Source organism: Agromyces kandeliae, assembly GCF_009674665.1.
In the GTDB taxonomy this organism is placed as follows: Bacteria; Actinomycetota; Actinomycetes; order Actinomycetales; family Microbacteriaceae; genus Agromyces; species Agromyces kandeliae.
The window spans coordinates 103,349-122,762 of sequence record NZ_WKJD01000004.1 but is presented as its reverse complement, the minus strand read 5'-3'; the positions used below and the strand labels follow the sequence as shown (position 1 = coordinate 122,762).

16 protein-coding genes are annotated in these 19,414 nt (G+C 71.4%); 4 read left to right on the top strand and 12 right to left on the bottom strand.

Annotated features, from left to right (window positions below):
• Positions 1-40: 40 nt before the first annotated feature.
• The 7 genes from leuS to GJR97_RS01700 form a co-directional block, all read right to left on the bottom strand.
• A complete protein-coding gene (gene leuS, locus GJR97_RS01730; RefSeq protein ID WP_324613004.1) occupies positions 41-2,614 on the bottom strand; it encodes a leucine--tRNA ligase in 2,574 nt (857 codons plus the stop codon).
• A 117-nt stretch (positions 2,615-2,731) separates the two neighbouring features.
• The gene (gene pabB / locus GJR97_RS01725; protein ID WP_154344805.1) at positions 2,732-4,180 is read right to left on the bottom strand and encodes an aminodeoxychorismate synthase component I; all 1,449 of its coding nucleotides are present in this window, start codon (positions 4,178-4,180) and stop codon (positions 2,732-2,734) included.
• An 89-nt stretch (positions 4,181-4,269) separates the two neighbouring features.
• Positions 4,270-6,123 (bottom strand): PA domain-containing protein, encoded by a 1,854-nt coding sequence (locus tag GJR97_RS01720; protein WP_154344804.1) that lies wholly within the window; start codon positions 6,121-6,123, stop codon positions 4,270-4,272.
• Positions 6,124-6,193: 70 nt separating this feature from the next.
• Positions 6,194-7,996: a thiol reductant ABC exporter subunit CydC gene (gene cydC / locus GJR97_RS01715; RefSeq protein WP_324613003.1), complete on the bottom strand. Its 1,803-nt coding sequence runs from the start codon at positions 7,994-7,996 to the stop codon at positions 6,194-6,196.
• Positions 7,989-9,650, bottom strand: coding sequence for a thiol reductant ABC exporter subunit CydD (gene cydD / locus GJR97_RS01710; protein ID WP_324613002.1), 1,662 nt, complete (start codon positions 9,648-9,650; stop codon positions 7,989-7,991). Before cydD ends, cydC begins: the two co-directional genes overlap by 8 nt.
• A 1-nt stretch (position 9,651) precedes the next feature.
• Positions 9,652-10,656 (bottom strand): cytochrome d ubiquinol oxidase subunit II, encoded by a 1,005-nt coding sequence (gene cydB / locus GJR97_RS01705; protein ID WP_154344802.1) that lies wholly within the window; start codon positions 10,654-10,656, stop codon positions 9,652-9,654.
• A gap of 12 nt (positions 10,657-10,668) precedes the next feature.
• Positions 10,669-12,081: a cytochrome ubiquinol oxidase subunit I gene (locus GJR97_RS01700; protein ID WP_324613001.1), complete on the bottom strand. Its 1,413-nt coding sequence runs from the start codon at positions 12,079-12,081 to the stop codon at positions 10,669-10,671.
• A gap of 111 nt (positions 12,082-12,192) precedes the next feature.
• Here GJR97_RS01700 and GJR97_RS01695 point away from each other — a divergent pair, with 111 nt between their 5' ends.
• Genes GJR97_RS01695 through GJR97_RS01685 form a run of 3 tightly spaced genes read left to right on the top strand, consistent with a single transcriptional unit; the run spans position 12,193 to position 14,282 of the window.
• The gene (locus GJR97_RS01695; protein ID WP_154344801.1) at positions 12,193-12,564 is read left to right on the top strand and encodes a BlaI/MecI/CopY family transcriptional regulator; all 372 of its coding nucleotides are present in this window, start codon (positions 12,193-12,195) and stop codon (positions 12,562-12,564) included.
• Between the two features lies 1 nt (position 12,565).
• Positions 12,566-13,498 (top strand): M56 family metallopeptidase, encoded by a 933-nt coding sequence (locus tag GJR97_RS01690; protein WP_195760584.1) that lies wholly within the window; start codon positions 12,566-12,568, stop codon positions 13,496-13,498.
• Positions 13,499-13,532: 34 nt separating this feature from the next.
• The gene (locus tag GJR97_RS01685) at positions 13,533-14,282 is read left to right on the top strand and encodes a DedA family protein (protein ID WP_324613000.1); all 750 of its coding nucleotides are present in this window, start codon (positions 13,533-13,535) and stop codon (positions 14,280-14,282) included.
• Here GJR97_RS01685 and GJR97_RS01680 read toward each other — a convergent pair.
• The 5 genes from GJR97_RS01680 to GJR97_RS01660 all read right to left on the bottom strand — a co-directional run bounded on the left by GJR97_RS01680 (position 14,279) and on the right by GJR97_RS01660 (position 18,200).
• Positions 14,279-15,205 carry an ABC transporter substrate-binding protein gene (locus GJR97_RS01680; RefSeq protein WP_154344799.1) on the bottom strand — a complete coding sequence of 309 codons (927 nt, stop codon included), beginning with the start codon at positions 15,203-15,205 and terminating at the stop codon, positions 14,279-14,281. The two genes, GJR97_RS01685 and GJR97_RS01680, sit on opposite strands and share 4 nt — an antisense overlap.
• Positions 15,202-15,945, bottom strand: a complete 744-nt coding sequence (locus tag GJR97_RS01675) for an ABC transporter permease (protein ID WP_154344798.1) — start codon at positions 15,943-15,945, stop codon at positions 15,202-15,204. The genes GJR97_RS01680 and GJR97_RS01675 overlap by 4 nt, the downstream gene beginning before the upstream one ends.
• Positions 15,942-16,628 (bottom strand): ABC transporter permease, encoded by a 687-nt coding sequence (locus GJR97_RS01670; RefSeq protein WP_324612999.1) that lies wholly within the window; start codon positions 16,626-16,628, stop codon positions 15,942-15,944. Before GJR97_RS01670 ends, GJR97_RS01675 begins: the two co-directional genes overlap by 4 nt.
• Entirely contained in the window at positions 16,625-17,437 is an 813-nt protein-coding gene (locus GJR97_RS01665) for an ABC transporter ATP-binding protein (RefSeq protein ID WP_154344797.1), read from the bottom strand. The genes GJR97_RS01670 and GJR97_RS01665 overlap by 4 nt, the downstream gene beginning before the upstream one ends.
• Positions 17,438-17,540: 103 nt before the next feature.
• Entirely contained in the window at positions 17,541-18,200 is a 660-nt protein-coding gene (locus GJR97_RS01660) for a TetR/AcrR family transcriptional regulator (protein ID WP_324612998.1), read from the bottom strand.
• Positions 18,201-18,306: 106 nt separating this feature from the next.
• Here GJR97_RS01660 and GJR97_RS01655 point away from each other — a divergent pair, with 106 nt between their 5' ends.
• Entirely contained in the window at positions 18,307-19,365 is a 1,059-nt protein-coding gene (locus tag GJR97_RS01655; RefSeq protein WP_154344796.1) for an App1 family protein, read from the top strand.
• Positions 19,366-19,414: the final 49 nt, after the last annotated feature.

Below are 19,414 nucleotides of genomic sequence, written 5' to 3'. Positions count from 1 at the left end.
AGCCGCCTCGCTGTGGAGGACGGCTCGGTTCGGACGCGACCTAGCCGCGCGTGGCGATGTTGACGAGCTTCGGCGCCCGCACGATCACGTTGACGATCTCGCGGTCGCCCACGGAGCGGGTCACCGCGGCCGAGGCGCGCGCGAGCGACTCGAGCTCGTCGGCACCGATCTTCGGCGAGACCTCGAGGCGATCGCGGACCTTGCCGTCGACCTGCACGATGGCCGTGACCGACTCCTCGACGAGGAGCGCGGGGTCGGCCTTGCGCCACGCCACGTTCGCGACCGTGGGCTCGTACCCGAGCCGCTCCCACATGTCCTCCGCCGTGTAGGGCGCGAACAGGTCGAGGATCATCGCGGTCACCTCGGCCGCCTCGCGGACCGCGGCGTCACCGGCTCCGGGACCGGAGTCGATCGCCTTGCGCGTCGCATTCACGAGCTCCATGAGTCGCGCCACGATGACGTTGAACTTGAACGACTCGGCCAGGCCGGGGGCGTCGGCGAGCAGGCGATGCGTGATGCGCCGGAGCGCCCGGTCGCCGGACTTCCATTCCACGTCGGGGCTCGAGGTGACTTCGCCCGAGATGCGCCAGGCGCGGGCGAGGAACTTCGCCGCGCCGACCGGCGAGACGTCGGCCCAGTCGATGTCGTCCTCCGGCGGGCCCGCGAAGGCCATCGTGACGCGCAGCGCATCGGCGCCGTGCGCCGACAGCTCGGACGCGAACTCGACCAGGTTGCCCTTCGACTTCGACATCTTGGTGCCGTCCATGATGACCATGCCCTGGTTGAGCAGCGACGTGAACGGCTCGGTGAAGCCGAGGTAGCCGAGGTCGAAGAGCACCTTCGTGACGAAGCGCGAGTACAGCAGGTGCAGGATGGCGTGCTCGACGCCGCCGACGTACTGGTCGACCGGCATCCACTTCTCGGCCTCGGCCGGGTCGAACGCGCGCGCGTCGTCGTTCGGGTTCAGGTAGCGCAGGTAGTACCAGGAGCTGTCGACGAACGTGTCCATCGTGTCCGAGTCGCGGCGCGCCTCGCGCCCGCACTGCGGGCACGTCACGCGCGCCCACTCCTCGGCGGCGCCGAGCGGGCTCGCGCCCTTCGGGGACAGGTCGAGGCCCGCGGCATCCGGCAGCCGCACGGGGAGGTCTGCCTCCGGGACGGCGACCTCGCCGCAGTGCTCGCAGTGGATGATCGGGATCGGCGTGCCCCAGTAGCGCTGGCGGGAGATGAGCCAGTCGCGCAGGCGGTAGTTCTTCGCGGCACGGCCCACTCCGCGATCCTCGAGGATCTCGATCGCGCGCCGGATCGCGTTGGTCTTGCTCAGGCCGTTGAGCGGCCCGGAGTTCGTCAGGCGCCCCTCGCCCGCCAGCGCGATGCCCGTGCTCCCGGGGTCGAGCGTCGGCAGGTCGTCCATCGGCAGCGGCACGCCGTGCTCGTCGACCGGGATGACGGGGATGACCCCGGTCACCGGCGCATTCGTGTCGACGACGACGCGGACCGGCAGCTCGAACGCGCGCGCGAAGTCGAGGTCGCGCTGGTCGTGCGCCGGCACGGCCATGATCGCGCCGTGCCCGTAGTCGGCGAGCACGTAGTCGGCCGCCCAGATCGGCAGGCGTTCGCCGTTGATCGGGTTGACCGCGTAGCGCTCCAGGAAGACGCCGGTCTTCGGTCGGTCGGTGGAGAGGCGGTCGATGTCGCTCTCGGCGCGCACCGAGCCGAGGTACTCGTCGAAGCGTGCGCGCACCTCGTCGGACGCGCCCGCGGCCAGTTCCTCCGCGAGGGCAGAGTCGGGCGCCACGACCATGAACGTCGCGCCGTAGAGCGTGTCGGGGCGCGTCGTGAACACCGTGACGGGCTCGTCGCGCCCCTCGATCGCGAAGTCGACGTCGGCGCCCGACGAACGGCCGATCCAGTTGCGCTGCATGGTCAGGACCTTGTTCGGCCACTTGCCCTCGAGCTGGTTCAGGTCGTCGAGCAGGCGGTCGGCGTAATCGGTGACGCGGAAGTACCACTGCGTGAGCGCCTTCTTCGTCACGACGGCGCCGCAGCGCTCGCAGTGGCCGTCGACGACCTGCTCGTTGGCGAGCACCGTCTGGTCGACCGGGCACCAGTTGACCTGGCCGTCCTTGCGGTACGCGATGCCCTTCTCGTACAGCTTCAGGAACAGCCACTGGTTCCACTTGTAGTACTCGGGGTCGCTCGTGTGCAGCTCGCGCGTCCAGTCGAACGACGGAGCGTACTGCTTGAACGAGCGCTTCTGCTGCTCGATGTTCGCGTAGGTCCACGCCTTGGGGTCGGCGCCCCGCTTGATCGCCGCGTTCTCCGCGGGGAGGCCGAAGGAGTCCCAGCCGATCGGGTGCAGCACGTCGAAGCCCTGGTGACGCCAGTAGCGGGCGGCGGCGTCGCCGAAGCCGAACGCCTCGGCGTGGCCCATGTGCAGGTCGCCGGACGGGTAGGGGAACATGTCGAGGATGTACTTGCGGGGGCGCGTATCCCCCGGCTGCGCCGCACGGAACGGCTCGAGCTCCTCCCACACCGGAAGCCACTTCGCCTGGATCGCGGCGAAGTCGTAGGTGCCTGCCTCGGCCTGGGGGGTGTCCTGCTCGTGTGCCACGTGACTCTCAATCGTGATGCGCGGGGGGCGGGCGAGTCGCCCGGATGCGGGCGCGCACGACGGGCGCCCGAGGATCAAGCCTACTCAATGCCCGGAGTCGTGCGTCGGCCGTTCGCGTCAGGCGTCCACGTCGGGTGCGCCCGGCGATGCGGACCCGCCGGAGTCACCTGTCCACGCATCCGGCGCGTCCCCGCCGAGCGCCGCGATGAGCGCGCGCGCCTTGACGCGGGTCTCCTCGACCTCCTCGTCGGGGTCGGACAGCGCCGTGATCCCGCCGCCGGTGCCGATCGACGCGCCGTCGGGGGTGAGCACGATCGAGCGGATCACCATCGCGAGGTCGGCCGTGCCGTCGACCCCGAGGCATCCGAACGCCCCGGAGTAGACGCCCCGCGGGCCGCGCTCCAGTCGGTGCAGGATGGTCATGGCCGACAGCTTGGGCGCTCCCGTCATCGATCCGGCGGGGAACGCCGAGCGCACGGCGTCGAGGGCCGTCAGCGGATGGCGCAGCCGCGCCGTGACCGTCGAGACGAGCTGGTGGACGTGCGGGTACTCCTCGACCTCGAGCAGGTGCGGCACCCGGACGCTGCCGAGCTCGGCGATGCGGCCGAGGTCGTTGCGCATGAGGTCGACGATCATGAGGTTCTCGGCGCGCTCCTTCTCGCTCGAGTGGAGCTCGGCGCGGAGCGCGGCATCCGTCGCCGCATCGGCCGAGCGCGGCCGGGTGCCCTTCATCGGCTTGGTCGCGACCGTGCGGTCGGGCTCGACGAGCAGGAACTGCTCGGGCGATGCGCTGAGCAGGGCCACGTCGTCGATGCGGACGAACCCGCCGTGATGGCTCGGGCTCGAGGACCGCAGGGCGAGGTAGGCCGCGATCGGATCGGGCCGCACGTCGACGTCGACGCGATTGGTGAGGCAGAGCTGGTAGGCGTCGCCGCGCGTGATGGCGGCCAGGCACTCGGCGATCATGCGCCGGTACTCGTCGGGGTCGTGGCGCCAGCGGGTGCGCGCGGGCGTCGCCGGGTTCTCCCCGATTCGGGCGACGGATGCCTCGGCTCGCCCGCGACCGGGATCGACCAGTTCGATCGCCAGGGTCGTCTCGCGCACCCACCCGTCGAGTCCGCCGGGGACGCCGGCGTCGTCCTCGATCCACTCCAGCCGCACCCGCCGCGTCTCGTGCTCGAAGACCACTACGCGATCGGCGAGGAAGAAGGCGACCTCGGGCGTCGAGGTGGGCGCCGCGGGCACGCCGAGCATGCGCGCACCGAACTCGTAGCCGAACCAACCGTGCCAGCCGACCGCGGCGCGCGCGCCGGGCTCGCGCGCCACGTCGGGATCGACCCCGAGCCCGGCCGCGAGCGACGCTTGGACGGCATCCGGGTCGGCATCGGCGCCCGCGACCACGACGGGGGCGCCGTCGGCGGCGATCGCGATCACGCTCCGCCCCTCCCGCGCGTCGTCGCCGCCGTCGAGCCAGGCGACGCGGGTCGCGCCGACGGCGAGGGCGAGGAACACGTCGGCCGGGTCGCGCCACTCGGGCAGCACGAGACTCCGGATCCGACGGGGCATCCCCTCAGCCTACGGCCGAGGAGCACCGCCGGCGCGCGCAGCGGGCGGGTGCCGTCGGCACCCGCCCGCCGTGCGGTGCGGTCAGCGGATCACGGCGTGTACTGGAAGATGTACAGGCCGCTGTCGCGGTCGGAGGCGAGCACGTACTCCTGGCCGTTCGGATGCTGGTGCACCTCGACGCCCCAGAAGTTGTTCCCGCCGTCCTCGATGTAGTGGCCGAGCTCCTCGAACTCGCCACCCGCGTAGCTCACGACGCGGAAGCCCGCGGCGTAGTACGAGATGTAGGCGAGCTCCTCATCGGGGTCGGTCGCGACCTCGTGCACCGAGAGGTCGCCGAAGCCCGACGCGAAGTCGGCGTCCTGGCTCTCCGGCACCCAGTACTGGTCGAGGTCCACCATGGTCTCGGCGTCGTACAGGTGCACGTAGCCCCAGCCGTCGAACACCGCCTGGATGGCGACGTCCTGACCGAGGCCGCCGACCGGGGTCGGAACGGTCGTTCCCGCACCGGAGGCGTCGCACGTGTAGTCGCCGGGCACGCCGCCCGTCAGGATGCGGAAGCCGTCGGTCCGCGAGACGAAGACCGCGGGGATCCCGGCCTCGACGAGCATCGAGATGAGCGTGTCGCAGCCGTCGACGCCCGTGCGATTGAAGACGACCGCACCCTCGTAGCCCTTCGCCTCGACGTTCTGCACCTTCACCGTGAAGTCGCACACGCCGCGCTCGATGATCGCGATCTCGCCGGCGCTCGCGGCCGGAACGCTCGCTGCGTCGCACGCGAGGCCGACGAAGCGGGTGTCGCCCGCGAGCGTGGTCTCGGCGTCGACCTGCGGCACGTCGGACCCCTGGATCGCGGTGAACTCCGTGCCGTCCTCCATGGTCGCCACGACCCGGAACGGGTCGAAGTCCTCGTCCGTCGCGATGAAGAACTCGCGGTCGTTCGTGAACTCGGCCTGGTGCGCGTTGCCCTCGGGCGTCACGGTCTGGCCGAACAGCGCTCGCACCGGGTCGGTCGCCTCGAAGTCGGTGTCGCGGAGGAAGACCGGGTCGGCGGGGTCGTCGACGTTCAGCAGCGCGTATCCGCCGTCCCAGTAGGACGCGAGCATGATCATCTCGCCGTCGATCTCCTCGACGACCATGTCGTGGAGGAAGACCGCGTCGCCGTGCACCTCGCCGGGCGACTGGGCGGTGTCCGCGTCGAGCGAGGTCTCGGAGACGAGCTTCGGCTTCGACGGGTTCGTGATGTCGAGGATGTCGATGTCGGTGTCCTCGAGGTCGTCGACGAGCACCGCGTAGGCCTTGTCGCCGTCGGCCCACATGCGCACCGAGTGGGTCTCGTTCGACTTCGTCTGGGCCTTGCCCGCGACCGAGAAGTCACCCGCACCCTCGACGAGCTTCTTCGGCTTCGTCGGGTCGGTCACGTCGACGAGCGTCATGCCCCCCACGCCCTTGGTCTCTCCGGGGCAGATCTCGTTCTGGTACGCGAGCACCTCGCCCGTGAAGTACGGCGTCTCCAGGTGGATCACCTGCGACCCCTCACCGCTGAACGTGCCGCGGTGGCTCGGGATGAGCGTAACGAGCTCGGGTGCCTCCGGGTCGGAGATGTCGACGATGTAGACGCCGCCGCGGTCGCACTCGGGCTCCCAGAAGGCCGTGAGGTAGGCGTAGTTCCCGTAGGCCGACACGTCGGCGATGCGACCCGGTTCCTCCTCGTCCTCGAAGAGATCGAGGTTCGCGATCTTCGTCACGTTCTCGCTCGACGGCGGCAGGTGTCCGTCCTCTTCACCGTGCTGCTGGTCGTGCGCGTGGTGCTGGTGGGTCTCCTTGCCGGAATCCAGGACGCCGTCGTCGATCCACGGGGTGTCGTCGTGGGCGAATGCCGGTCCGGCGCCGAGTGCGAGCGCCGCGACGGCGACGACGGCGGTACCGGTGCGTAGTGCTCTCATGGGGGTGATGGCTCCTTCGCGATCGGGGTGGTGCGGATGCACGGATTCAACCAGCGCCCGGTGGATACCGCTAGGGGGTTCCCCGCTCGCCGCAACGACCGTGCGCGATACGCACGGAATCCTCGTCGACGGACCCCGCCGGCCCGATCTCCTCGGCGCCGAGCGCGACGGCGCGATCGACGAGTCCGGTCGGCGCGCCGGTGTGCGAGATCAGCACCACCGACCGGTCGCCGGCCGCGGCCAGCAGGTCCGTCAGGAGCTCGTCGGCCTGCGCAGGGTCGACGCTCGCCGTCGGCTCGTCGAGCACGAGCACCGGGAAGTCGGCGAGCATCGCCCTGGCCAGCGCGATCCGCTGCGCCTGTCCGCCGGAGACGAGCGCGCCGCGCTCGCCGACCCGCGCGTCGAGGCCGCCGCGCGCGGCCGCCCATTCCGCCAGGCCGACGCGCTCCAGCACGTCGAGCAGTTCCGCGTCGGTCGCGGTGTCGCGTGCGAAGACGAGGTTCTGCCGGAGGTCCTCGTCGAAGAGCCACGGCCGCTGCTCGACGAGGCCGACCGTGCGGCGGACGTCCCGTGGGTCGAGGTCGCGCGCTTCGACGCCGCCGATCCGGTACGAGCCGCCGTACTCCAGGAATCGGACCAGCACGTGCGCCAGCGTCGTCTTGCCCGACCCGGAGGGTCCGGCGACGAGCACTCGCTCGCCCGAGACGAGGTCGAGGTCGAGCGGCGCGAGCGCGGGGCGAGCGGATGCGCCGGCGGCACCCGGAGCCGTCATGTCGCCCGTGATCGCGGGCCATCGCGCACTCGCACCTCGGAGCGCGATCGCCGGAACGCCCCGCCCGCCGGGGGCGGGCGTGAGCGATCGAGACCCGGATGTCGCGACCCGCTCGCCCTGCCGACGTGCCGGGATCTCGGGCGGGACGACCTCCGGCACCGCGTCGGCGACCCGACGCGCGCTGGCTCGGACCACGCGCAGCGACCCGAGCGCCACGGGGATCGCCGCGGCGACCTCGGCGATCGCGAGCGGCACCAGGCAGAGCACCGCGAACGTCGGCCCGTCGATCCGACCCCCCTCGAGGAGCGGCTGCGCGGCGCCCAGGCTCGCCGCCGCCGCGAACGCGCCGACGGCGCTCATCGCGGCCGCCGCGAGACCGACCGCGGACGCCCGGGCGCGGGTCGCGCGCTCGAGTCGACGGCCGAGCCGGCGGATGCGGTCGCGCCCGGCGTCGGCGGCACCGAATGCCACGAGCACGTCGAGCGCCTGCACGTGCTCGACGACGGCCGCCTGCAGCTCGCCGCGGAGCGGCGCGAGCCGGTCGTCCGCGCGAGCGGCGAGCAGCACCTGGGCGAGCACGGCGCCGCCGATGCCGATCACGAGGACCACGGTCACGGCCACCGCGGCGCCCGGTGCGAGCCAGGCGAGCCCCGCGAACGCCGCGGCGAGGACGATCACGGCGCTCGCGACGGGCTGCACGATCCGCAGGCTCACGTTCTGCAACTCGTCGACGTCGCCGACGAAGCGCGAGAGCAGGTCGCCGCGCCGCGACGATGCGAGCCCGTCGGGCGCGAGCGGGAGCATCCGCTCGAACACGCCGACCCGGATCTCGGCGAGCTGCCGGAACGCCGCGTCGTGACCGGCGAGCCGCTCGAGGTAGCGGAAGACCGCGCGCCCGAGCGCGAACGCGCGGACGCCGACCACGCCGAGCGAGAGGTACAGCACCGGAGGCTGCTCGGCGGCGCGGGCGATGAGCCAGGCGCTCGAGGCGAGCAGTGCGACGCTCGAGAGGCCGGCGAGCATGCCGAGGAGCACCGACGGCACGAGCCTGCGCACGGGCGGGACCGCCTGCCGCAGGACCGGACGGGAACGATCAGGCACGGATCGCCTCCCGGATCGGGATGACGCGGTCGGCGGCATCGGCGAGGCCGCCGCGATGGGTCGCGACGAGCACGATCCGACCGGAGCGCGCGAGATCACGGAGCGCGACCGCCATCGCCCGTTCCCGGTCGACGTCGAGGGCCGACGTGGGTTCGTCGAGGAGGACGAGCGGCGCGTCGATCGCGAGCGCTCGGTGCACGGCACGCGCGACGGCGACGCGCTGCGCCTGCCCGCCCGAGAGGCCCGCACCGGCCGGTCCGAGCCGCAGCCCCGGGTCGACGTCGACGCCGGCGACCGCCGCCGCGTGGAGCAGCAGCGCCGGGTCGGCGTCCTCGGAGCCGAGGCGGATGTTCGCGGCGATCGTGCCCTCCACGAGCTGCGGCACCTGTCCGGACCAGGCCACGAGCCGGCGCGTCCGAGCTCCGAGCGAGACGCCGTCGAGGTCGAGCTCGCCGGTGCGGTCGGCGAACCCGAGCATCGCGGCGAGCAGCGACGACTTCCCCGACCCGCTCGCCCCCGTCAGCGCCACGAGTTCGCCGCGCGCGGCGTCGAGGTCGAGCGGAGCGGTGACCGGCTGCCCGTCGCGGAGGACGACGAGGTCGCGGACCCGCAGGCCCCCGCGCAGACCATCCGTGATCGGATCGTGGGAGCCGGACGCCGCGGCATCCGTCCGTTCGGCACGATCGCCGCGCACCGGGCCGTGGGGTTCGTCCGCGTCGAGCAGGTCGAGCGCCTCGCGGGACGCCTCGAGGCCGGCCGTCGCGGAATGGAACGCGGCACCGACGTTCCGGATCGGGAGGAAGACGTCGGGTGCGAGGATCAGCACGAACAGTCCCGGGGCGAACGCCATGTCCCCCGCGACCAGGCGGAGCCCGATCGAGACGGCGACGAGCGCGACCGAGAGGCTCCCGGCCAGCTCGAGCGTGAACCCCGACAGGAAGGTCACCCGGAGCACCTTCATGGTGCTCGAGCGGTACTCGTCGGTGACCGTCCGGATGCGACGCGACTGCCGTTCGGCGCGGCCGAAGACCATGAGCGTCGACAGGCCGCCCAGCACCTCGAGGAAGCCGCGGGAGAGGGCCTGCAGGCGGTCCCACTGCCGACGCTGGACGACCTCGGTCGCCATGCCGATGAGCGCCATGAACACCGGGATGAGGGGCAGGACGATCACGAGGATCAGTCCGGAGACCCAGTCCGCGGTCCACGCCGCGACCACGAGCACCGGCGTCGCGACCGCCGTCAGCACGAGTTGCGGGAGGTAGCGTCCGAAGTACTCGTCGAGGGCGTCCAGGCCGGGCCCGAGCAGCGTCGCCGCCCGCGCAGTCGTGACCGACCGCCGGCCCGCGCGGTCCTCGAGCCGTCCGAGCAGGGCGTCCCGCAGCTCGGCCTTGACGCGCATGGCCCCGGCCGACCCGAGCCACTCCCACAGCCACCCCGTGAGCGCCCGAACGGATGCCGCGACCAGCATGACGGCCACGATCGTGCTCGCTCCGCCCGGGACATCCCCCTCGATCAGGCCGACGACGAGCGCGGCGAGGGCCCATGCGAACGCGACCGCGGCCCCCGCCTGGAGCAGCGCGAGCGCGCCGCCCGCGACCATGAAGCCGCGGGCGGCGCGCGAACGCCGGAGCAGTCTGGGATCGAGCGGGCGCACGTCAGTGCGCGGCGGCGTCGATCGTCTGCCGGGTGACGCGCTTGCGGAAGACCCAGTAGGTCCAGCCCTGGTAGGCGAGGATCAGCGGCAGGAAGATCAGCGCCGTCCAGCTCATGACCGTCAGCGTGTAGGGCGTGCTCGAGGCGTTCGCGATCGTCAGGCTGTTCGCCGGATCGTTCGATGCGGGCATGACGTCGGGGAACAGCGCGGCGAAGAGAGCGAAGACGGCCGCGCCGATCGTCACCGCCATGAGCGCGAACGCGACCCGCTCCGCACCGCGACCGTTCGCCAGCCACGAGCCGATGAGCGCGAGCGCGGCGACGGCGGCGAGCCCCCAGAACCAGGCCGTGCCGTACGCGAATCCCGTCCAGACGAGGAAGGCCGCGGCGACCACGACGGTGATCGCACCGGCTCGCGCCGCGAGGCGCCGCGCGCGCTGCCGGATGTCGCCGTCCGTCTTCAGGGCGACGAACACCACGCCGTGCGTGAAGAACAGCATCAGCGTCGTGAGTCCGCCGAGCAGCGCGTACGGGTTCAGCAGGTCGAAGAGCGTGCCCGTGTAGTTGTGGTCGGCGTCGAGCGGCACGCCCTGGACGATGTTCGCGAACGCGACGCCCCACAGCAGCGCCGGCACGGCCGAGCCCACGATGATCATCCAGTCGAAGCGCCGCTTCCATGCGGCTTCCGGCCGCTGGTGGCGGTACTCGAACGACACGCCGCGTGCGATGAGCGCCAGCAGGATGAGCAGCAACGCGAGGTAGAACCCCGAGAAGAGCGTCGCGTACCACTCGGGGAACGCCGCGAACAGGGCGGCGCCCGCGACGATGACCCACGTCTCGTTGAGGTCCCAGACCGGCCCGATGGTGTTGATGAGGACCCGGCGGTCGGTGTCGTCCCTCCCGAGGAAGGGCAGCGACATCCCGACGCCGAAGTCGAACCCGTCGAGGACGAAGTAGCCGACGAAGAGGAACGCGACGATCCAGAACCAGAGCACTGCGAGATCCATGTCCGTGTCCTCCTAGTAGACCGTTGCGGTGTGTTCGACCTTGCCCGTCTCCGGGTCGGGCGGGGCGATCTCGGGCGGGCCCTTCCGCACCGCCTGCACGATGAGCTTCACCTCGACGACGGCGAGGATGCCGTAGATCAGCGTGAACGCGACGAGCGAGATCAGCACGTCGAGGCCGGTGACGTTGGGCGAGACCGCCGACTCGGTCGGCAGGAGGCTGAACACGATCCACGGCTGGCGGCCCATCTCGGTGAACACCCAGCCGACGATCATCGCCGCGAGCGAGAGCGGGAAGCTCCACACGGCGACCGTCCAGACCCAGCGCTGCTTCGGCATGCGGCCCTTGCGGGTGAGCCAGAGCCCGACGAGCGCGATCAGCACGTGCAGCACGCCGAGGCCGATCATCCAGCGGAACGCCCAGTACGTGACCCAGATGATGGGCGCGTAGTCGCCGGGGCCGTAGAGCTCGGCGTACTGCGCCTGGAGGTCGTTGATGCCCTCGACGCACCCGTCGAACGAGTGCGTCGACAGCAGCGACAGGAGGTACGGCACGCGGATCGAGAAGAGCTCGGTCGTGCCGTCGGGCGTGCCGAGCGTGAACAGCGAGAACGAGGCGGCCGCCCCGCACACGGTGTCGTAGGTCGCCTCTGCCGCCGCCATCTTCATCGGCTGGGTGGCGACCATCGCGAGGCTGAGCTGGTCGCCGAAGAACGTGGTGAGCGCACCGGCGACGAGCATCCCCCAGAGGCCGAACTTGAGCGCCGGTCGCATCGTGTCGAGGTGCTGGTTGCGTGCCAGGTGCCACGCGGCGGCGCTGATGATGAGGCCGGAGCTCACCATGAAGCAGGCCGCGATGGTGTGCGGGAACGCGGCGAGGGCGACCGGGTTGGTCAGCAGCGCCCAGATGTCGACGAGTTCGGCGCGGCCGCGCTCGGCGTTCATCTCGTAGCCGACCGGGTTCTGCATGAATGCGTTGGCCGCGATGATGAAGTAGGCCGAGAGGATGGTGCCGATCGCCGTCGCCCAGATCGTGGCCAGGTGCAGCTTCTGCGGGAGCCGGTTCCAGCCGAAGATCCAGAGGCCGATGAACGTGGCTTCGAGGAAGAACGCGAGCAGGCCCTCGAGCGCGAGCGGGGCGCCGAACACGTCGCCGACGAAGCGCGAGTACTCCGACCAGTTCATGCCGAACTGGAACTCCTGCACGATGCCCGTCACGACGCCCATGGCGAAGTTGATGAGGAAGATCGTGCCGAAGAACCGCGTGATCCGCAGGTACTCGACCTTGCCGGTGCGCACCCAGGCGGTCTGGAAGATCGCCGCCGAGGTCGCGAGCCCGATCGTGATCGGGACGAAGAGGAAGTGGTAGACCGTGGTGAGACCGAACTGCCACCTGGCGAGCAGGAGCGGATCGAGCAACTCGTTCACGCGGGGGCCCCTTTCATGGGAACGATCGTCGACGCGACACTTCTACAGAGAGTAGAGCATGTTTTCTACACGACGTAGAACCGTTGGGCCCTTGCGCGGTATCCTCGAGATATGGCAGGTCTCGGCGAGCTGGAGCGCTCCGTGATGGAACAGCTCTGGATGGGCGATTCGGCGCTCACGGCGAACGAGGTCCGCGACCGGCTCGCGTCGGCGTCCGCCCCCGGTCGCGCCCCGGCGACGACCACGGTGCTGACCGTCCTCTCGCGCCTCGAGCGCAAGGGGTTCGTCGGGCGCAGCCGCGACACGCGCCCGCATCGCTACTCGGCGCTCCTGTCGCGCGCCGAGCACACCGCCGAGCTCATGCACGAGGTCCTCTCCGCCTCGTCCGATCGAGATGCCGCGCTCGCGCGGTTCGTCGGAACCGTGAGCGCCGGTGAGGCGAACACGCTGCGCCGCCTGCTCGACGACGTGGTCCGCCACTGACGTGATCGTCGCCGCCGTGGCGCTCGGCGCCCTCGCCTTCGCGCTCGCGTGGCCCGTTCCCGTCGCGCTCTCTCGCGCGGAGTGGCCGGCGCGCTCCCCCGCGACCGCGCTCGTGCTCTGGCAGGGCATCGCGCTGGGCGGCGGCCTGTCCATGATCGGCGCCCTGCTCGCGTTCGGGGCATCGCCCGCCGGATCCCTGGCCGGCGCCGCGAACGCGCTGCTCCCCATGGCCGCCGCCGGTCCGATCCCCGAGGGCTTCGGCGTCGTGCACCTCGCGGCCCTCACGCTCGCGGTGGGCCTCGCCGTCCACCTCGCGCTCAACCTCGCGACGACGGCCGTCCGCGCCGAGCGCGCCCGGCGACGCCAGCACCGGCTCATCGACCTCCTCGCGAGCCCCGCCAGCGAGTCGACCGGTGCGCGAGTGCTCGCGCATCCGGTCCCGGCCGCCTACTGCGTGCCCGGCCTGCGGACGGCCACCGTCATCACCGACGGCCTCGTCGAGCTCCTCGACGAGGCCGAGCTCCGCGCCGTCGTCGGTCACGAGCGCGCGCACCTCGACCAGCTCCACCACCTCGTCCTGCTCGCCTTCCGCGCCTGGCACGCGGCACTCCCCTGGTTCCCGATCGCGAACCGCGCCGAGCGGTCGGTCGCGATGCTCACCGAGATGCTCGCCGACGACGCACCCCGTCGGCGGGTCGGCGTCGAGCCGCTGCGCACGGCACTGCTCAGGGTCGGCAGCTCCGGCGCGTCGGCGGCGTACGATGACTCGCCGACCGCGTCGGCCGCCTCCGACGAACGCGTGCTCGAACGCCGGCTCGCGCGACTCGAGGCCGACCTCCATCCCCTCGACCCGCGTGCGAGGAGCGCGACGTGGCTGCTCGCGACGGCGATCGTCGCAGTCCCCGTGTGCGTACTCGCCGCGATCGCCGCCTGAGCACCGAACGGCGCCAGCGCCTAGGCTCTGAATCGTGAACGAGCTGCTCGACGGCATCCTCGAGACGGTGCAGAGCGTCGACCCGATCGTCCGCACGCTGCTCGCCGGCATCGGCATCATGCTCGAGACGTCCGTGCTCATCGGCCTCATCGTCCCGGGCGACACGATCGTCATCGTCGCGGCGACCGGGGTCGAGGGTCCGGTCGAGTTCGTCGCGCTCGCGCTCGCGGTGATCGTGGGCGCCCTGATCGGCGAGAGCATCGGATTCGCGCTGGGCCGCTGGTTCGGGCCGCACATCCAGCATTCGCGCCTCGGCCGCCGCATCGGCGAGCACAACTGGCACCGCGCGCAACGGTACCTGGCGCGGCGCGGCGGCCCCGCCGTCTTCATCTCCCGGTTCCTGCCGGTCCTGCACTCGCTCGTCCCGCTGACGGTGGGCATGAGCGACATGTCGTATCGGCGGTTCATGGCATGGACCACGCCCGCGTGCATCATCTGGTCGTTCGCCTACGTCGGCGTCGGCTCGGCCGCGGCGGGCGGCTATCGCGAACTGAGCGAGAACCTCCACTGGGCGGGATACCTCTTCGTCGGCGCCATCATCCTCTTCCTCGTGCTCACCTGGCTCGGCAAGAAGGTCCTCCTCCGCCTCGAGGCGCGGCACATGACGGATGCCGCCGAGTCGGCCGCGCACCCCGCGATCCCCCCGCACATCGCCCCGACCGACCCGACGAAGGGGCCGGCGGCCGAAGCCGCCGACCCCTCGCGCGAGGATCCCGCGTCCTAGAAGAGCGACTGCTCCGCGAGCCAGTCGGTCGCGATCTGCTCCGCGGACTGCTGCTCGTTGACGCTCAACGCGTTGAGGGCGACGAGCTCTTCGGCGGTGAGCGCCGCGCTCACCGTGTCGATGATCTCGGCGATCTCGTCGTTCACCTTGTCGCTCACGACCGGCACGACGTTCGAGGCGAGGAAGAGGCCCTCCGGGTCCTCGAGCGTCACGAGGTCGTTCGCGGCGATGTTCGGGTCGGCGCTGTAGATGTTCACCATCTGCACCTGGTCGTCGACGAGCGCCTTGAGGGTGAGCGGCCCGCCGCTGTCCTCGATCGGGGTGAACGCCACCTCGACGCCGTACACCGACTGCAGCCCCTCGGGCCCGTACGGGCGCGTCTCCAGTTCGGAGTTGCCGCCGAGCGTGATCGGCGTCGAGACGTCCTTGAGGTCGGCGAGGCTCGTGACCCCGTTGTCGTCGGAGAACGTCCGGGTGACGTTGTACGAGTCCTGGTCGGTCGCCGGCGACTGCTCGAGCACGCGGAGCCCGTCGGGCAGCGACGTCGAGAGCTCCGCGTAGACGTCGTCGCTCGTCGTGGCGGTGGTGTCGGGCACGTAGTACTGGAGGAGGTTGCCCGTGTACTCGGGGAAGACGTCGATCGCGCCCGACTCGATCTCCGGGATGTAGACCTCGCGCTGGCCGATCCGGAACTGCCGGTCGACCGTGTAGCCGTTCTCCTCGAGCGCCTGGGCGTAGATCTCGGCGATGATCTCGTTGGAGTAGTAGTCCTGCGAGCCGACGACGATGGTCTCGCTCGTCGCGTCGCCGCCATCCGATCCGCTGTCGAGCGGATCACCCGATGCGCACCCTGCCAGGGCCACTGTCGCCCCGACCGCGACCGCTGCGAGCGCAACGAGCCGGCCTTTTCCTGCTGTGATCATTCCTGGTTCCCTTCGGTGTTGGGTCGCCCCACGATCGTTCGCGACCGGGTCGGTCCCGAACGGAGCTCTGCGGTCCGCGTCGCTCGGACGCCGGCCGGGACGACGACGCGCTGCGTGAGCGCGAAGCATCCGTCGATGACGAGCGCGAGGAGGATGACGAGGATCGACCCGCCCAGCATCTCGCCGTAGTCGCGGGTCTTCAGCCCCGCGAAGATGAATCTGCCGAGGCCCTCGTCGGCGATGTAGGCCGCGAGGGTCGCGGTCGCGATGATCTGGAGGGTCGCTGAACGGATGCCGCCCACGACGATCGGCATCCCCAGCGGGAGCTCGACCTTCCCGACCACCTGGAGTTCGCGCATCCCCATCGCCCGGGCCGCGTCGATGGTGCGCCGATCGACGGACTCGAAGCCGGCGTACGCGCCGGCCAGCAGCGGCGGGATGGCGAGGATGACGAGCGCGATCACCGGTGCGGCGAGGCCGATCCCGATCCAGATGCCGAAGAGCGTGAGCACGCCGAGCGTCGGCAGCGCACGGAGGCCGCCCGAGACCATGACCGCGGGCTCCCGACCCCGCCCCGTGTGGCCGACGAGGGCACCGAGCGGCAGCGCGATGGCGGACGCGATGACGAGCACGAGCGCCGAGACCCACAGGTGCTCGGCGATCCGCTGCGGGATGCTCCCGGGACCGGTCCAGTTCGCCGGGTCGGCGAGCCAGGCGAACGCGTCGAGGAAGAGGTTCATGCGGTCTCCTCCCGGACTCGGCGCGCCGTCAGGACCCGGCCGTTGCTCGACGCACGGCGCGTCCACGGCATCAGGAGGCGACCGAGCAGCACGCTGAGCGCATCGAGTCCGAGCGCGAGCACGATCGTCGCCACGATCCCGGTGATGATCTCGATCTGGATGCCGCGCTGGAATCCGTCCGTGAAGAGGCTCCCGAGGCTCGGCACTCCGATCACCGCACCGACCGTCGCGAGGCTCACGGTGCTCACGATGACGACGCGGAGGCCGGAGAGGAGCACCGGCCCTGCGAGGGGCAGCTCGACCCCCCAGAACCGCCCGGCCGCGGAATAGCCCACCGCCGTCGCCGACTGCCGGATGTCGCGCTCGACGGAGTCGAACGCGTCGGCCGAGGTGCGCACGATCACCGCGACGCCGTAGAGCGTGAGTGCGATGACGAGGTTCACCGGAGATCGCAGGCTGAGGCCGGTGAAGGCCGGCAGGGCGATGAACAGGGCGAGCGACGGGATGGCGTAGAGCAGCCCGCAGATCGACAGGAGGACGCCCCTCGACCACCGGTAGCGGTGGGCGAGCCAGCCGATCGGCACCGAGACCACGAAGCTCAGTATGATCGCCGGCACCGACAGCGCGAGGTGGACGAGCATGAGCTCGCCGACGAGGTCGAGGTTCGACCACAGCCAGTTCACGAGGCCAGGACTCCCGCCGCCCTGCCGTCCGCATCCACGACCACGCGACGTCCGTCGACCTCGGTGACGTGCAGGGCCCGCTTGCCGCGGTCGGCGCCCACGAAGTCCGCCACGAACGAGTCGGCCGGATGCGCGAGGATCTCCGCCGGCGACGCGGCCTGGGAGATCAGTCCGCCCTGCTGCATGATGACGACCTGGTCGCCGAGGAGGAACGCCTCGTCGATGTCGTGCGTGACGAAGACCACGGTCTTGCCGAGCTCGCCCTGGAGCCTGAGGAGCTCCTGCTGCAGTTCCGCCCGCACGATCGGGTCGACCGCCCCGAAGGGCTCGTCCATCAGCAGGATGTTCGGATCGACCGCGAGCCCGCGGGCCACGCCGACGCGCTGCTGCTGTCCACCCGAGAGCTGCGCGGGGTACCTGTCGGCCAGCGACCGATCGAGCCCGACCGTGTCGAGCAGCTCGAGGGCGTGCGCGTGCGCCGCCCGCCGCGACTCACCGCGCAGGAGCGGGACCGTCGCGACGTTGTCGATGACCTTCCGATGCGGCAGGAGCCCGGAGTTCTGCATCACGTAGCCGATGCCCCGGCGGAGCTTGACCGGATCGACGGTCGCGACGTCCGTGCCGTCGATGAGCACCTGCCCGCCGGTCGGGTCGACCATGCGGTTGATCATCCGAAGGAGCGTCGTCTTGCCCGAGCCCGACGAGCCGACGAGGACCGTGGTCTTGCGCGGCGGGATGACGATGTCCACGTCGTGGACGGCGATCGTCCCGTCTGGGAACTGCTTGGTGACGCCGCGGAACTCGATCATGCTGCCTCTCCGTCGGTCCCGGGCGCCGTCCGGCGCCGCGTCCACAAGCCAAACACCTCGGCGGCGACGTGGCAACGGGCGTGCGGCGGTTCGCCGCGGATGTTCAGGCCGCGGGGGCTGCCGCGAGCTGGTCGGCCAGATGCCGCCCGAGGTAGTCCCTGACCACTCGGTGCGCCTCGTCGAGGTATCGGGCATCGCCGGCGCCGTCTCGGACGAACGCGCGGTGGATCAGCGTGGCGCCGATCTCCAGCGCGATGCCGAGCCGGAGGCGGACCTCTGCGTCGTCGATCACGCCGAAGTCGTGCTCGAGGAGCCGCGCGACGCGGTGCGCGATCTCGGGCTCTCCGTCGACCTCCGACGCCTCGCGCGGCGCCGAGTAGACCACGGCGAACCCCGGCTCGTCCCGGTAGAGCTCGGTGCAGACATCGAGCGCCAGGTCGACGACGTCCCACCAGGCGACGAGCTCGGCGCCGTCGACCGCCTCGGCCAACCGCTCCCGGAAGCGCCGGACGCTCCGCTCGCGCAACGCGTGGAGGACGGCGACGCGGTCCGGGAAGTACCGGTACACGGTGCCGATCGACGCACCGGCACGCTCGGCGACCATCTGCGTGGTCAGCCGCTCGAATCCGAGTTCGTCGACGATCTCGGCGGCGGCGTCCAGCAGGGCGTCGAGCCGCTGGGAGCTGCGTCGCTGCGTCGGCTCGGTTCGCACCGAGCGCCTCCGCCCGTGATCGGCCCCCAGGATCAGGTCGATGTTCGGCACGGGTCCTCCTTGTTCGCCGGTCCACTCTACCTGTGTCCGGACGGAAGTCGCTCCCCGTGCCCGGCGGGTTTCGCATCCGCCCCATGGTCCGTGAAAGACTGACGGGATGCCGGCGAGTTCCCCCGACCCGGCCGGTCCCCGGCAACGGCCGGCCCGGCACGGTGCCGCGCGCGCCGAGGACTGGGTCCACGAGGTGCGCGAACGGTGGGCGAGGAGCCGGGGCCACGTCCCGACGGTCGTCCCCTACACCGGCTACGGTTCGACCGAGTGGGTCCGCGTGTTCTGCCGGGTGCTGCTCTCGAAGCCGATCCGCCCCGACGAGACGTCCAAGCGTCGCCGGCAGCGACGCGAACAGGGCATCCGCGGCTGGCGGAGCTTCACCAGCGTGCCCGTCGGCGACGTGCCGGTCACGATCGAGGTCGGCGGCCAGCGGATCGAGGTGCTCGCCGACCGCGGCGGGGTCGTCGACACCAGGGTCCCGGTCACGCTCGAGCCCGGCTGGACCCACGCGGTGCTCAGCGTCCACGGCGCTGAGCCGGTCGATGCGCCGATCCGGATCGTCGGGCCCGAGGTCGACTTCGGCATCATCTCCGACGTCGACGACACCGTCATGGTGACGGCCCTCCCCCGCCCCTTCGTGGCGGCATGGAACACGTTCGTCCTCGACGAGCACGCCCGCAGCCCCACGCCCGGCATGGCGGTCCTGTACGAGCGCCTCGCCCGCCGTCACCCGGGGTCTCCGGTCATCTACCTCTCCACCGGTGCATGGAACGTCGCCCCCACGCTCACCCGCTTCCTCTCGCGGAACCTGTATCCCGCGGGCCCGCTGCTGCTCACCGACTGGGGTCCCACCCACGACCGGTGGTTCCGCAGCGGACGTGAGCACAAGAGCGACAACCTCCGCCGCCTCGCCGAGGAGTTCCCGAACATCCGCTGGCTGATGATCGGCGACGACGGGCAGCACGACGAGGAACTCTACGCCGCCTTCGCCCGGGAGCACCCCGGCCGCGTCGCGGCGGTCGCCATCCGCGAACTCTCCCCCGGCGAGGCGGTCCTCGCCGGCGGCCGCTCGAGGTCCGAGCAGCACGGCGCCGACGTGCCGTGGGTGTCCGCGAGCGACGGCGCGACCCTCGCCGACCGGTTGTCCGACGTCGGCATGCTCTGAGACCCACTCCCGCGCGCTCGCTCGTTCACGCCTCGAGCCGGCTGCGGGC

What these genes read in the sequence shown, in the direction of transcription:
- GJR97_RS01675 (WP_154344798.1), bottom strand. Translation starts at nt 15,945, where the DNA reads ATGAACCTCTTCCTCGACGCGTTCGCCTGGCTCGCCGACCCGGCGAAC.
- GJR97_RS01720 (WP_154344804.1), bottom strand. Translation starts at nt 6,123, where the DNA reads ATGAGAGCACTACGCACCGGTACCGCCGTCGTCGCCGTCGCGGCGCTC.
- GJR97_RS01695 (WP_154344801.1), top strand. Translation starts at nt 12,193, where the DNA reads ATGGCAGGTCTCGGCGAGCTGGAGCGCTCCGTGATGGAACAGCTCTGG.
- pabB (WP_154344805.1), bottom strand. Translation starts at nt 4,180, where the DNA reads ATGCCCCGTCGGATCCGGAGTCTCGTGCTGCCCGAGTGGCGCGACCCG.
- cydB (WP_154344802.1), bottom strand. Translation starts at nt 10,656, where the DNA reads ATGGATCTCGCAGTGCTCTGGTTCTGGATCGTCGCGTTCCTCTTCGTC.
- GJR97_RS01680 (WP_154344799.1), bottom strand. Translation starts at nt 15,205, where the DNA reads ATGATCACAGCAGGAAAAGGCCGGCTCGTTGCGCTCGCAGCGGTCGCG.
- GJR97_RS01655 (WP_154344796.1), top strand. Translation starts at nt 18,307, where the DNA reads ATGCCGGCGAGTTCCCCCGACCCGGCCGGTCCCCGGCAACGGCCGGCC.
- GJR97_RS01665 (WP_154344797.1), bottom strand. Translation starts at nt 17,437, where the DNA reads ATGATCGAGTTCCGCGGCGTCACCAAGCAGTTCCCAGACGGGACGATC.